Origin of the sequence: Amycolatopsis sp. NPDC051372 (assembly GCF_040682095.1) — a bacterium.
Classification (GTDB): Bacteria; Actinomycetota; Actinomycetes; order Mycobacteriales; family Pseudonocardiaceae; genus Amycolatopsis.
The window spans coordinates 205,714-218,628 of record NZ_JBFBAF010000007.1 but is presented as its reverse complement, the minus strand read 5'-3'; the positions used below and the strand labels follow the sequence as shown (position 1 = coordinate 218,628).

Sequence of the window (12,915 nt, the reverse complement as noted above, 5' to 3'; positions counted from 1 at the left end):
CGGACGGTTTTGCCGGTTTGCGGTGCGGTTGTCGGTCGCCGGCTCCGCGCCGGGACCCGCCGCGTGCCGAACCTCTTCGGCAGTGGTTGACTTGGTGATCAAATAGCATGCTAACCAAGTCGGGAGGAGCCGGGGATGCGCGTCGACGTGCACGCTCACCTGTGGAGCGAGGCGTACCTGGACCTGTTGGCCCGCTCGGGCAACGAGAAGGCGACCGCGCAGGGCCGGCTCGGCGCGGGGGCGACCGCGGCGGAGCTCGATTCGCGGTTCGCGCAGATGGCGACGGCGGGCATCGACCTGCAGGTGCTCTCGACCACGCCCGCACCGCCGCACTTCGAAGATGAGAAGACCGCCGTGGCGGCGGCGCGGTTGGTCAACGACGACTACGCCGAGCTCGTCCAGCAGCACCCCCATCGGTTCAAAGCGTTCGCCTCCCTGCCGCTTCCGCACACCGGCGCGGCGCTCGGCGAGCTCACCCGCGCGCTCGACGAGCTGGGTTTCCTGGGCGCCGCCGTGACCACGTCGGTGCTGGGCCGCACGCTCGGCGACCCGGCGTTCCTGCCCGTCTACGAAGAGCTCGACCGCCGCGGCAGTGTTCTGTTCGTGCACCCGGCCGGCGTCGGCGCCGAATCGCCGCTGATCGGGCCGGAGCTCACGTGGCAGATCGGCGCGCCGATCGAGGACACCGTCGCTTTGCTGCACCTGATCGTCGCCGGGATCCCGAGCCGGTTCCCGAACATGAAGATCATCCTGCCCCACCTCGGCGGCGCGCTGCCGATGCTGCTGCCCCGCATCGACCGCCAGAACCCTTGGGAGGCACCGGAAACCCCGGAAAAGCCGAGCCTCGCCGCGCGCCGGATCTTCTACGACACCGTCGGGCACAACCACGTGCCGGCGCTGCGCCTCGCGGCCGAAACGCTCGGCGCCGACCGCCTGGTGCTCGGCACCGACTTTCCGTACCAAAAGGGCGACGGGTTCACCGAGGCCGTGACCTACGTCGAACGCTCCGGCCTGCCCTCGGACGACATCGCCGCGATCCTCGACCGCACGGCCGTGGAGCTCCTCGGCCTCGGCTGATCACCGCCAGGGCAGGTGCCGCAACAGCTTCATGCTCGACGTCATCAGCCGCGCCCACACCCCGCCCGGCACCCGGCGTGGCGGCCGCAGCGCCGGCCCGCGCTGCACGGCGATCGACTGCGCCTCCGTGTACTTCAGCAGCCCCTCGGCGCCGTTGCGGCGGCCGACACCGGAGTCCTTCATCCCGCCCATCGGCACGCCGACGCTGCCGAACGTCGCCGCGTAGCCCTCGTTCACGTTCACCGTCCCGGCCTTCAGCCGGGCCGCGACCTCCCAGCCGGCGCGGCCGTTGCGCGACCAGACGCTGGCGTTGAGGCCGAAGGCGGTGTCGTTGGCGCGCTGGATGGCATCGGTGACGTCGGTGTAGCCGTAGATCGACACCACGGGCCCGAACGTTTCCTGGGCGAACGGCACCATGTCCGGTGTGACGTCGGTGAGCACGGTCGGCTCGTAGAACAGCGGACCGAGATCCGCTCGCGCGCGCCCGCCGGTGAGCACGCGCGCGCCTTTGGCCCGCGCGTCCTCGACGTGCGCCGACACCGTCTCGAGCTGGCTCGGCGACGTCAACGACCCCATCTGCGGGCCGAAGCCCAGCTCGCCGCCCAGCTTCAGTGCCGCCGTGCGCGCCACGAAGGCGCGAGTGAACTCGTCGCGGACGCTTTCGTGCACGTAGATCCGCTCCACCGAGACGCACAGCTGCCCGGCGGAGGAGAAGCACGCGGTGACCGCACCCGTCGCGGCCTTGGCGACGTCGGCGTCCGGCAGCACGATCATCGGGTTCTTGCCGCCGAGCTCGAGCGAGTAGCTGGTGAGCCGGGCCGCGATCTGCGTCGCCAGGTCCTTGCCGGTCGGCGTGGAACCGGTGAAACAGAGGTAGTCGCACTCTTCGAGCAGCGCCGGGCCGACCTGCGAGCCGCGGCCGAGCACCACCTGCCACAGCCCGTCCGGCAGCCCCGCTTCGGACGCGAGCTCCTGCAGCCACAACGCGGAAAGCGCCGTCTGGTTGTCGGGCTTCTGCACCACCGCGTTGCCCGCCGCGAGCGCCGGGAACACGTCCATCGCGGTGAGCGCCACCGGGTAGTTCCACGGCGAGATGATGCCGACGACACCCTTGGGGTGGCGCAGCTCGCCCGCCTTCGTCAGCACGGGGATCACCCCGGCCGCACGCTTCGGCGCCAGGATCTTCGCGCTGTGCTTGCCGTAGTAGGCCGCCACCAGCGCGGCCGCGCTCACCTCGTCGAACGCGTCGAGCCGCGCCTTGCCGGCCTCCACCTGCACGAGGTCGAGGGCTTCGGCCTGGCGGGCGAGGATTAGGTCGTGCAGGCGCACGAGGAACCGCTGGCGCTGCGCGACCGGCCGGGCCGCCCACTCGTGCTGGGCCGTGCGCGCGGTCGCGAACGCCGCGCGCACATCGGCGTCGGTGGCCTGGGGGATCGTGGTGATCGGCAGCCCCGTGAACGGCGCCGTCATGCGGATCGGCGCGGAGTCCGCACCGCCGGTCACGCGCGCGACGAGCCGGGCCGCGCGCGCCGCCGTGGGCGCTCCTGCGACACCCCCGATCGTCGCGGGCAGGGCCGTCTCGCCGCTGAGGTTCGCCGGTGTCGTGCTGGTCATGCCGTCTCCGTTCAGACCGGTGTTACCGACGAGTACAGCATACCGGCGGGTACGGCGGTCGAACGGGAAATCTGAATCAGATTCACGTATCGGTGTCGTCGCGGTGCTTGCCCGGCGGCTCGACGCCCGGCGCGGGCTGAACGTCGTGCGGCGGGAACGGCGGGGAAGTCCACTCCTCGGCGGGCTCGGACTCCGGTGAAAGCTCGCCTTGCGCGGGCGGCTCGGCCCAGGACTGCGGGGGTGCCGGGTCGGTGAGGGAGTAGATCACCGGTTCGTCGTTCACCGGCGGGTTGTAGTAGTACGGCTGCGGTGTCCACGGCGCGGTCCAGCGGCCGCCGCCGAACGCGGCGAGCGCCAGCACCAGCACCGCGATCACACCACCGCTGAGCATCACCCAGAACCCGGTGCCGGTGGTGTAGTGGGCGACGACGACGGAGGTCCGCTGCTCGAAGCTGAGGCTGGCCGACACGTCCATGCTCATGGTCCACACCGCCGCGACCAGGCCTGCGCTGCCGGTGATCAGCAAGATTCGCGCGGCGGCGCGGGCGCGGGTGAACACGAGCACGGCGCCGATGAGCAGCACCACCGCGGCGACCGTGATCGGGATGCCGAACCGCGCGACGTGGCTGACCCCGAACAGGTCCTGCTCCGACTGTGGAGCCGTTTCGACGTCCCGGGCCCACGCGCTGACGGAGAACGAGCTCTGCAACCGGCCGTTCACCGTCACGCTGGACGCCGCCGCCGGCAGGAACGTGCCCGCCACCGTGAGAGCGGCCGAGAACACCCCGAGGATTCCGGCGAGCAGCCGCGAGACCGCGCCCGGCTCGGCGACGGGTGGCGGCGGGTACTGCGGCGCACTGGTCATCGTGGCTCCTTCGCCTGCTCAGGGCATCTGCGATTCCACCACGAAGAACCCCGTCGCGCTAAGGGGCGGCGTGATCCTGCCACCGGTCGGCCCAGGATCGGCTCAGACCGGCCCAGGATCGGCTCAGGGCTGCGAGTACATCAGCACCGCGATCCGCTTCCACTCCTGCAGCAGCTTGCGGCGCCGGTTCGGGTCGCCGCCCAGCTCGGCGTCGAGTGCGAGACCGCGGGTGAGGTTCACGGTGAGCCAGAACAGCGTCTCCGCGCGTTCTTTCGGCAGGTCACCTGCCACCTGGCTCACGTGCGCCAGCGTCGCGCGGCCCAGCGCCCGGTCCACGGGCCGGATCGCCGCCCGCAGCTCCGGATCGGTGCGCGCGGCCACCCACAGCTCGGTGACGGCCGTGGAGAGCGTGCCCGAGTAGCCCGCCCACAGCAGGTCGATCGCGGCCTCGACGCCCGAGGCGCCACCCGGCAGGCCTTCCAGCGACGACGCGAGCTGCGTGCGCAGCTTCGTGGTGAGGTGCTCGACGGCGGCCGCCATCAGCTCGGCCTTCGTGGCGAAGTGGTGCTGCACCGCGCCTTTCGACACGCCCGCCCGGGCGCAGATCTCCTGCATCGACGCGCGGGCGTACCCGATGTCGACCAGGCACTCGACGGTCGCGTCGAGCAGGGCGGTGCGGGTCTGCTCCCGGCGCTGCGCCTGGGTGCGGTGCGCCTTGACCTCGGTCATCGCCTCTCCCGCTTTACGTACCGGACTGCGCGGATGTACATTCCGAACAGAACTTACCTTCCACGCGTAATGTTTTCCAGCTTCGCAGGAGGCGTCGCCGTGCCGTTGCAGATCCAGAAGAGCTCGTGGAGCACCACCGAACTCGAAGACCTCAGGGAGCTGAGCCGGTCCTTCCTGCAGAAGGAGATCGTGCCGCACCAGGAGCGGTTCGCGGCGGAGAAGAAGATGGACCGCGAGATCTGGCGCAAGGCGGGTGAGGTCGGGCTGCTGTGCCTGTCGATCCCCGAGGAGTACGGCGGTGGCGGCGGCACCTTCGCGCACGAGGCCGTGCTGTACGAGGAGCAGGCCCGGTCCGGGGACAACGCGTGGGGCGTGACCGTCCACAACGGAATCGTGGCGCACTACCTGCTGTCGTACGCGTCGGAGGAGCGCAAGCGCGAGTGGCTGCCGAAGCTCGCCAGCGGCGAGTTCGTGGGCGCCATCGCGATGACCGAGCCGGGCACGGGGTCCGACCTGCAGAGCATCAAGACCCGCGCGGTGCGCGAGGGCGACCACTACGTGATCAACGGCGCGAAGACGTTCATCACCAACGGTTTCCACGCCGACCTCGTGGTGGTCGCGTGCAAGACCGACCCGGACGCGGGCGCGCAGGGCGTGTCGCTGATAGTGGTCGAGACCGACACCCCGGGCTTCCGCCGCGGCCGCGTGCTCGACAAGGTGGGACTCAAGGGCCAGGACACCGCGGAGCTGTTCTTCGACGACGTGCGCGTGCCCGCCGCCAACCTGCTCGGCGACGCCGAGGGCCAGGGCTTCGTCCAGCTGATGCTGCAGCTGCCGCAGGAGCGGCTCATCATCGCCGTGACCGCGGTGGCCGGGCTCGAGGCGGCCGTGAACCTCACGATCGACTACACCAAGGAGCGCACGGCGTTCGGCCGGCCGATTTTCGGCTTCCAGAACACGAAGTTCAAGCTCGCCGAGGCCGCGACGGAGGCGGCGGTGTCACGCGCGTTCCTCGACCAGTGCATCGAACGCCACCTCAAGGGCGAGCTCGACGTGCAGGGCGCGGCGATGGCGAAGCTGTGGACGACCGAGCGCGTGAACAAGGTCGTCGACGAGTGCGTGCAGCTGTTCGGCGGCTACGGCTACATGACCGAGTACCCGATCGCGCGAGCTTGGGCCGACGTCCGGATTTCGCGGATCTTCGGCGGCACCAGCGAGATCATGAAGGAGATCATCTCCCGCACGCTCTGAGATTTTCGGCTCGACGAAAGGACTTTCCGCCGTGAAAGCCGGACCACTGGGCGGGCTGAAGGTGGTGGAGCTGGCCGGGCTCGCGCCCGCGCCGTTCGCCTGCATGATCCTCGCCGACCTCGGCGCCGACGTCGTGCGCGTGGACCGCGCGACGCCGGGCGCCGACGTGCTCGGCATCCCGAACGACCCGCTGGCGCGCGGCCGGCGCTCGCTCGGCGTCAACACCAAGACGCTCGAGGGGGTCGAGGTGGTGCTCAAGCTGGCCGACCAGGCCGACGTGCTCATCGAAGGTTTCCGGCCCGGCGTCGCGGAACGCATGGGGCTGGGGCCTTCGGTGGTCCACGCGCGCAACCCGCGGCTCGTCTACGGCCGCATGACGGGCTGGGGCCAGGACGGTCCGCTCGCGCAGGCGGCCGGGCACGACATCAACTACGTCGGCATCGCCGGCGCGCTCGAGCCCATCGGCCGCGCCGGCTCCGCGCCCGTGCCACCGCTGAACCTCGTCGGCGACTTCGGCGGAGGCGGCCTGATGCTCGCGATGGGCGTGCTCGCCGCGCTGTACGAGCGCACGTCCTCGGGCCGCGGCCAGGTCGTCGACGCGTCCATGGTCGAGGGCGCCGCCCTGCTCACCACCAGCCTCCACGGCCTCCGCGCCGCCGGCGCTTGGTCCGGCGCCCGCGGCGACAATCTGCTGGACGGCGGCGCCCCGTTCTACGACACCTACGAAACCGCCGACGGCAAGTACGTCGCCATCGGCGCCATCGAGATGCGCTTCTGGGGCGACCTGGTGCAGGTGCTCGGCCTGGCGGACCCGCCGCCACACCTGGACAAGACGCAGTGGCCGAAGCTGCGGGAGCTCATCGCCGACGCCGTCGGCAAGCACACCCGCGACGACCTCGTCGCCCGCGCCGAAGGCACCGACGCCTGCCTGACGCCGGTGCTCTCGCCGTGGGAAGCGTCGGCCCACCCGCAGAACGCGGCGCGCGGCACCTTCGTCGACATCGGCGGCACCGTCCAGCCCGCCCCGGCGCCGCGCTTCGACCGCACCCCGCCTTCGACACCCCACGCGCCCCACCAAGCGGGCACGGACACGACGGACGTGTTGGCGGACCTCGGCCTGTCCGCCGCCGACGTGGCCGCCTTACGCACGGCGGGCGCCATCGCCTGACGGGTTTCCGCCTTACTCGAGAACCGGCCCCGCCACGGGGCCACGCACGCACCCTCAGCCGGCGCGAGGCCGCGGCTCAGCGCTGCTCGAGATCCGCCCGCACCACTGAATACACCGCACTGTCCCGCCAAGCACCGTCCCGGAAGGTGTACCCGCGCAACACGCCCTCGCGCGTGAAGCCGGCCTTTTCGAGGGACCGCTGTTCGGCCCGGTTGGCCACGTCGGTCGTGGCCTCGACGCGGTTGAGCTGCGTGTGCGCGAACAGGTACTCCGCCAGCAGGCGCTGGGCCTCGGTGCCGTGGCCGTGGCCGCGGGCTTCGGGGCGCAGGACGAGGCCCACGTTCCAGCAGTAGGAGCTGGGGCCGGAGCGGGAGCGGTGCCAGGACAGCAACCCGAGGAGGGCGCCGTCAAGGCTGGGGATCAGCAGGCCGCCTTCGGTGGTGATGATGCTGCCGTCGCGCCAGCGGCGGCGGAGGTAGCCGGCGTCGTGCCAGCCGAACCACTGGAACTCGCCCGCGGTGGCCGGGTCGTTGGTGAGGGCCTCGAGGAGGTCGAGGTCGGCGTCGAGCACCGGGCGGAGAACCACGTCGTTCATCGCGGCAGCCTAGTGGGCGGTCCAGCAGGACCGGCCTCACTCGTTCGGAAAAGTGGTCACCCGGTCGTGACACGCGTCCCGCTGAGCGATTGCCGAGCGGGCCGTGATGGCACCTCGTCACTAGAGTGAGCCCTGGACTCCCGGGGGAGCGGATTGGATGGTGCCATGTCAGGCGGCGTGAAGAAGATCGTGGTCATCGGGGTGGTCGTCCTCGTGCTGTTCTTCTTGATCACCCAGCCCACCCAGTCGGCCAACCTCGTGCACCAGGTGCTCGGCTGGCTGCGCGACGGCGCCGAGGCCATCATCACGTTCTTCCAGACCCTGTTCGCGTGATCACCGCACGCCTCGTTACCCGCCGGTAATTACCCAGAGTGACGTGATCCCGGGATCCGGGCTGATCGCTCGACCATCCGGGTGGATTGCCCCCTAAAAGGGCCTGGTCAAGGAATTTGAGGGGCCTGGGGTATGGCGCAGAAAGCAGGCCCGGCCCTACGGTGCTCACATTGCGTGATCAGCCGGTTCTCCGGTCCCCCCGGAGCCGGGTCACAGCGGGGGTTTTTCCGCTCGGTCACGCGCATTGGGTGCAAGTCGTGGACGCGCAACGGGGCAGGCGTCAGGGCCGGCCCGTCGGGGACCAATGAGGAGGCAGGGATGACCGGAGATCCCGGAGTGGACGCGTTGATCCGGCAGTGGGCCGCGGAGCGCGAGCAGACCGCCGAGGAGCAGGAGGTCAACCGCATCACGTCCGCCTGGCTGGCCGACGCGCCTCAGGCTCCGCCCGGCATCCCCGGTCAGCGCGCGCGATCCGGTCCCTCGCGCTGGGCGCAGGTCGACGCCGCGGACCCCGGTTACCTCGACGCCATGCGAGTCCGGCTGCCCGAGGTCCCGGACGAGCTGCTCGTGGCCGCCGCCGGATGGTGGCAGATGGTCGGCGACGTCGCCGAGGCCGAATTGTGGTGGGACGCCGGCATCAGCCCGCTCGACCAGCGGGCCCTCGACTACCGCGCGGCGGGCCTGCGGCCCTCGGACCTCAGCCGCCGGCTGGGCCCGATGACCGTGCTCCAGCACCTTCGTCGTGGCAGCGCCCCGGCCTGGTGCGTCGCGCGTCTCGCGCGGCAGCAGAAGTCCGCCTGAACCACCCTCTCGACACGGCCGGGTGAACCGGCGTGGCGGCAGCGATCCGAACTCGTCCGTAACGCTAACCTGCGCGGGCTCGTTGTCTGATCGACCGACCGCCACGCTGGAGGACCGGAGTTCGTGCCCCTCACCGGAAACGTCGACGGCGAGACCGCTGCCGAGACCCAGACCGAGGCCGCCCCCGCGGGCGCACCTGCGCGACGCCGTGCCCGAGGGGGCGCGGCCGTGGCGGTGCGGCTCGCGGTGGTTCTGGTGGTCCTCGCGGTGGCGGGTGGCGGCACGTGGCTCATCACGCGGGCGTCGGCGCCGGTCGCGAGCCCGACCACCACGGACATCCCCGCGTTGAGCGTGAAGGCGGCCGACGTGCGGCCGGGCTCGATCGCTCCCGTCAGCGCCGTCGTCGCGGGTGGTGCCGACCAGCAGACCACCCCGCAGTCGGTGCACCCCACCCCCGACCCGCTCGACGACTGGGCCAAGAAGGTCGCCGCCGTCACCGGGGTGCCCGCGCGGGCGCTGCGCGCGTACGGCAATGCCGAGCTCGCGATGCGCTCGGCCGACCCGGGCTGCCGCATCTCGTGGGCCACGCTCGCCGGCATCGGCCGCATCGAGTCGAACCACGGCCAGTACGGCGGTGCCGTGCTCGGTGCGGACGGCCGCCCGTCCAAGCCGATCATCGGCGTCCCGCTCGACGGTTCGTCGGGCGTGCGCGCCATCAGTGACACCGACGGCGGCCGCTTCGACGGCGACGCCGTGGCCGACCGGGCCGTGGGCCCGATGCAGTTCATCCCCAGCACCTGGCGCAAGTGGGCGGCCGACGGCAACGGCGACGGTCTCGGCGACCCGCAGCAGATCGACGACGCCGCGCTGGCCGCCGGGCGCTACCTGTGCGCGGGCGGGCGCGACATGGCCACGCCGTCGGGTTGGTGGTCGGGGATCCTGTCGTACAACAACTCCACGGAATACGCGCAGAAGGTCTTCGGCCTCGCCGATGGGTACGCGCAGTCGGCGAAGGCCGTGCGGGCCGGCTGAGACCCGTTCGTGCGAAATCCGGCCCGGCCCGAATTCCCGCTGGTGTGAAATCCGTGCGAACCGCGAGGTCACCGGCTGAGAGGCGGACCACGTGCGGGCCCGCCTCTCAGCTTCGGCCCCGGTTCCCAGTGCTAGCGTCAGGGCCGTGGCAGTGAACTCCGGCCCGGCCGTGTCCCCGCTCGGGCGCAGGCTCCTGATCGCCGCGACGTGCGTGGTGAGCCTGCTGCTGTGCTGCGGGCTGGCGTGGTGGCAGTGGGACCGGTTCACCTCCGCCAACGGCACGTTCCAGAACCTCGGCTACGTGCTGCAGTGGCCGCTGTTCGGGCTGTTCCCCGCGTTCATGTTCTGGCGGATCAAGAAGCTGCGCGAACGGGAAGAGACTCAGGGCGAGAGCGCCGAGGCCCAGGCCGAGCAGGCCGCGGTCACCGTGCCCGCGCCAAGAGTCTCGACGCCCGCGCGTCCCCCGGCGCCCCGGCCCGTGGCCGAAGAGGACGACGAGCTCGCCGCGTACAACCGCTACCTGCGCGAGCTCAACGCCCGCGACCAGCAGGCCTGAACCACCACCTCGGAAGTGAGGACGAACCCATGACCACGAGCACCGACGGTGCGGCCCAGACCCGCCCGGCGCGACTGAACGGAGCCCTGGTGCGGTTCCGCACCACCGCGTGGATCACCGGTGTCGGCCTGCTCGTGCTGTGCGCGACGATGGTGATCGAGTACGGCTTCGGCAACGCCACGCCCGCCGCCGTGTACTCGCCGATCCACGGCGTCCTCTACATGATCTACCTGGCCTGCAGCATCGACCTCGCGATCAAGGCCCGCTGGTCGATCAAGAGCACGATCCTCGTGCTGCTCGCGGGCTGCGTCCCGTTCGTCTCGTTCATCGTCGAACGCCGCGTGACGCACCGGGTGCATGCGGGCAAGGACATCTTCTAAGCCGGCATCTTCTACGCCGTCACGGCCTTCCCCCGTCGGAAGGTCAAGGCGACCCCGACGGTGAGGGCGGCCAGCCCGCTCGCCGCGAGGAACGCGGCCGTCATCCCGTCGACCAGCAACGGTGTCCCGGTTGCTCCCGAAGCCGCGGCCGAACGCGTCGCCGCGCCGAACACCGTCACCAGGATCCCGAGGCCGAGCGTGCTGCCGACCTGCTGCATCGTCTGCAGCACGCCGCCCGCGGCCCCCGCGTCCTCGGCGGGCACGGTGGACATGATGATCACGTTGAGCGGCGAGAACGCCAGCCCGCCGCCGACGCCCATCAGCAGCAGCGGCCCGAGCAGTGAAGCGACGTACCCGCTGTCCGGCGTCAGCATCGACAGCCAGGCGACGCCGGAGACCATCAGCACCGTGCCCGTCACGGCCGGCGGCTTCGGCCCGAAGCGTGCGAGCAGGCGCGGCATGAGCCGGCTGAGCGTGAAGATCGACGCGGCCATCGGCAGGAACGCGAACCCGGTGGCCAGCGCGGCGAAGTGGCGCACGTCCTGCAGGAACTGCGTCAGGAAGAAGAACATCGACATCATCGCCATCGGCCCGAGGAAGAAGCTGGCGTAGGCGGCTGCGCGGTTGCGTTCGGCGAACAGCCACAGCGGGACCAGCGGATGGGCCACGCGCTGCTCCAGGAGCACGAAGGCGATCAGCAGTACCACCCCGGCCGCCAGCGCCGCCAGCGTGAGTGGCGCGCCCCAGCCGTCGGACGCGGCGTGGGTGAACGCCAGCACGAGCGACGCGACGCCGAAGGTGCCGAGCACGGCCCCGGGCACGTCGAGGTGCGCGGCCCGGCGCGGCGGCGCGGGCACGAACCGCGGCGCGAGCACGGCGATGGCCAGCCCGAACGGGACGTTGATGAACAGCGCGGCCCGCCACGAGATCCACTCGGTCAGCAGGCCGCCCACGATCAGGCCGATCGCGAACCCGCCGCTGGCGACGGCGGAGAACAGCGAAAGCGCGCGCACGCGGGCCTTGGCCTCGGTGAACGTGGTGGTGATCAGCGCGATCGTGCTCGGCCCCGCCATCGCGGCGCCGACGCCTTGGGCCACGCGCGCGGCGATCAGGAACCCGGCCGACGTGCTCAGCCCACCGGCCAGCGACGCGAGCGTGAACACGGCCGTGCCCAGCACGAACATCCGGCGGCGGCCGAACAGGTCGCCGGCGCGTCCGCCGAGCAGCAGCAGGCCGCCGAACACGAGGCTGTAGGAGGTCATCACCCACGACAGGCCGGTGGCGGAAAAGCCCAGGTCGGACTGGATGCGGGGCAGCGCCACGTTCATCACCGTGGCGTCGAGCATCAGCATGAGCTGGCAGGTCAGCACGATGGCGAGGACGAGCCCGGACGCGGCGGTCCGGTGTCTCGGCCTAGGCTCGGTCGACGAGGTTCGCTCGGTCAACTCGGTCAAAGGAGGACTCCCCAGAGAGGGACGAAGTAAGTGGAGAAACTCTCCACTTGGTTGCGTCCGCGATAATATGGAGAGTGTCTCCGGTTCCGCAAGGGAATTCGGAGAATCTCTCCGTTTCCGGGGAGCCGGGTGCGAGGAGGTGCGTGGATGACGGCGGAGGCAGCGCGGCCGATGCGAGCGGACGCCAAGCGGAACTACGACCGCATCGTCGCGACCGCGAAGGACGCCTTCGCGGAACACGGCGTCGACGTCCCGCTCGACGACATCGCCAAGCGCGCCGGCGTCGGCGCCGGCACGCTCTACCGCCACTTCCCGACGCGCGAGAAGCTGATGGAAGCCGTCTACCGCGACGAGATCGACCAGCTCGCCTCGCGCGCCGCCGTGCTCACCGCAGAGCTGCCGCCGTGGGAGGCGCTTCAGGCGTGGCTGGGGGAGCAGGTCGCGTACGTCATCGAGCGCCACGGCCTGGCTGCCCTGCTCAAGGCGTCGATCGACTCGGGCTCGGAGACGTTCCTCTGGTGCCAGACCCGCCTGCGCACCGCGTGCGGGGACCTGGTCGCCGCGGCCCAGGCCACCGGTGACGTCCGAGCCGACGTCTCGGGCACCGACGTCCTGCGCCTCGGCCACGGCATCGGCACGGCCGCGAAGAACGCTTCGGAGGAGGACGCGGCCCGCTTGATGAAGGTGATGATGGACGGCCTGCGCGGGTGAGCTTCGCGCCGGTGTCCGGCTTGCCTTGTCTGCGTGGGTCGATGTTCACCGTGGACGGTGCCGGCCGGCCGGAAGTGCCGCGGCCGCAGGAGAAGCTCGCCGCGTTCAGCGTGCCCGTGGTGGCCGGCTTCGGCAACCTCGCCCGCACCACGCTCTCGGAGTTCCCGCTCGCCGACGACCACTTCCGCCGGCCGGGCGGCGAGAGCCATGCGGCGCGGCAGCCGCGTTCGCAGCCGTCGAGGTGGCGGTGCCGACCGGCCAGGTCCTCGTGATCGGCCCGGCCGAGCGTGTCCGGAAGTGTCGGCTGCGCGCGCTGCCGGTCTGAAACCCGAGTCGTCCCAACAAGAAA

At 71.2% G+C, this 12,915-nt stretch carries 15 protein-coding genes; 10 read left to right on the top strand and 5 right to left on the bottom strand.

Translation table 11 applies throughout. The annotated features are described in order from the left end of the window. The first annotated feature begins 135 nt into the window (after nucleotides 1–135). Nucleotides 136–1,077: an amidohydrolase family protein gene (locus AB0M56_RS13455; protein ID WP_364174703.1), complete on the top strand. Its 942-nt coding sequence runs from the start codon at nucleotides 136–138 to the stop codon at nucleotides 1,075–1,077. On the opposite strand, the gene AB0M56_RS13450 is transcribed toward AB0M56_RS13455, so the two are convergent. The 3 genes from AB0M56_RS13450 to AB0M56_RS13440 all read right to left on the bottom strand — a co-directional run bounded on the left by AB0M56_RS13450 (nucleotide 1,078) and on the right by AB0M56_RS13440 (nucleotide 4,285). Beyond that, a complete protein-coding gene (locus tag AB0M56_RS13450) occupies nucleotides 1,078–2,691 on the bottom strand; it encodes a succinic semialdehyde dehydrogenase (RefSeq protein ID WP_364174700.1) in 1,614 nt (537 codons plus the stop codon). 82 nt (nucleotides 2,692–2,773) lie between these two features. Beyond that, on the bottom strand, nucleotides 2,774–3,556 hold the full coding sequence (locus AB0M56_RS13445; protein ID WP_364174697.1) for a DUF4064 domain-containing protein: 783 nt from the start codon (nucleotides 3,554–3,556) through the stop codon (nucleotides 2,774–2,776). Nucleotides 3,557–3,679: 123 nt separating this feature from the next. After that, on the bottom strand, nucleotides 3,680–4,285 hold the full coding sequence (locus AB0M56_RS13440; protein ID WP_364174694.1) for a TetR/AcrR family transcriptional regulator: 606 nt from the start codon (nucleotides 4,283–4,285) through the stop codon (nucleotides 3,680–3,682). 99 nt (nucleotides 4,286–4,384) lie between these two features. On the opposite strand from AB0M56_RS13440, the gene AB0M56_RS13435 reads away from it, so the two are divergent. Together AB0M56_RS13435 and AB0M56_RS13430 are read left to right on the top strand one after the other, a co-directional pair. After that, nucleotides 4,385–5,536 (top strand): acyl-CoA dehydrogenase family protein, encoded by a 1,152-nt coding sequence (locus tag AB0M56_RS13435; RefSeq protein ID WP_364174945.1) that lies wholly within the window; start codon nucleotides 4,385–4,387, stop codon nucleotides 5,534–5,536. Between the two features lie 31 nt (nucleotides 5,537–5,567). Continuing rightward, nucleotides 5,568–6,704: a CaiB/BaiF CoA-transferase family protein gene (locus tag AB0M56_RS13430; RefSeq protein WP_364174692.1), complete on the top strand. Its 1,137-nt coding sequence runs from the start codon at nucleotides 5,568–5,570 to the stop codon at nucleotides 6,702–6,704. A 76-nt stretch (nucleotides 6,705–6,780) separates the two neighbouring features. On the opposite strand, the gene AB0M56_RS13425 is transcribed toward AB0M56_RS13430, so the two are convergent. After that, nucleotides 6,781–7,299: a GNAT family protein gene (locus tag AB0M56_RS13425; RefSeq protein ID WP_364174689.1), complete on the bottom strand. Its 519-nt coding sequence runs from the start codon at nucleotides 7,297–7,299 to the stop codon at nucleotides 6,781–6,783. Nucleotides 7,300–7,464: 165 nt separating this feature from the next. On the opposite strand from AB0M56_RS13425, the gene AB0M56_RS13420 reads away from it, so the two are divergent. From AB0M56_RS13420 to AB0M56_RS13400, 5 genes are all read left to right on the top strand, one after another. Beyond that, complete coding sequence (locus AB0M56_RS13420; protein ID WP_220238194.1) at nucleotides 7,465–7,632, top strand: hypothetical protein; 168 nt, start codon at nucleotides 7,465–7,467, stop codon at nucleotides 7,630–7,632. A gap of 318 nt (nucleotides 7,633–7,950) precedes the next feature. Continuing rightward, a complete protein-coding gene (locus AB0M56_RS13415) occupies nucleotides 7,951–8,433 on the top strand; it encodes a helix-turn-helix transcriptional regulator (protein ID WP_220238195.1) in 483 nt (160 codons plus the stop codon). A 228-nt stretch (nucleotides 8,434–8,661) separates the two neighbouring features. Beyond that, nucleotides 8,662–9,465, top strand: coding sequence for a lytic murein transglycosylase (locus tag AB0M56_RS13410; RefSeq protein ID WP_364174942.1), 804 nt, complete (start codon nucleotides 8,662–8,664; stop codon nucleotides 9,463–9,465). A 145-nt stretch (nucleotides 9,466–9,610) separates the two neighbouring features. Beyond that, nucleotides 9,611–10,021 (top strand): hypothetical protein, encoded by a 411-nt coding sequence (locus AB0M56_RS13405; RefSeq protein WP_285969096.1) that lies wholly within the window; start codon nucleotides 9,611–9,613, stop codon nucleotides 10,019–10,021. A gap of 29 nt (nucleotides 10,022–10,050) precedes the next feature. Then, nucleotides 10,051–10,401 carry a DUF3817 domain-containing protein gene (locus tag AB0M56_RS13400; RefSeq protein ID WP_220238197.1) on the top strand — a complete coding sequence of 117 codons (351 nt, stop codon included), beginning with the start codon at nucleotides 10,051–10,053 and terminating at the stop codon, nucleotides 10,399–10,401. Between the two features lie 11 nt (nucleotides 10,402–10,412). Here AB0M56_RS13400 and AB0M56_RS13395 read toward each other — a convergent pair whose 3' ends face one another. Then, nucleotides 10,413–11,855, bottom strand: coding sequence for an MFS transporter (locus AB0M56_RS13395; protein WP_364174684.1), 1,443 nt, complete (start codon nucleotides 11,853–11,855; stop codon nucleotides 10,413–10,415). Nucleotides 11,856–12,002: 147 nt separating this feature from the next. On the opposite strand from AB0M56_RS13395, the gene AB0M56_RS13390 reads away from it, so the two are divergent. Further along, the gene (locus tag AB0M56_RS13390) at nucleotides 12,003–12,566 is read left to right on the top strand and encodes a helix-turn-helix domain-containing protein (protein ID WP_364174681.1); all 564 of its coding nucleotides are present in this window, start codon (nucleotides 12,003–12,005) and stop codon (nucleotides 12,564–12,566) included. A gap of 41 nt (nucleotides 12,567–12,607) precedes the next feature. Next, nucleotides 12,608–12,838 carry a hypothetical protein gene (locus tag AB0M56_RS13385; RefSeq protein WP_364174678.1) on the top strand — a complete coding sequence of 77 codons (231 nt, stop codon included), beginning with the start codon at nucleotides 12,608–12,610 and terminating at the stop codon, nucleotides 12,836–12,838. Nucleotides 12,839–12,915: the final 77 nt, after the last annotated feature.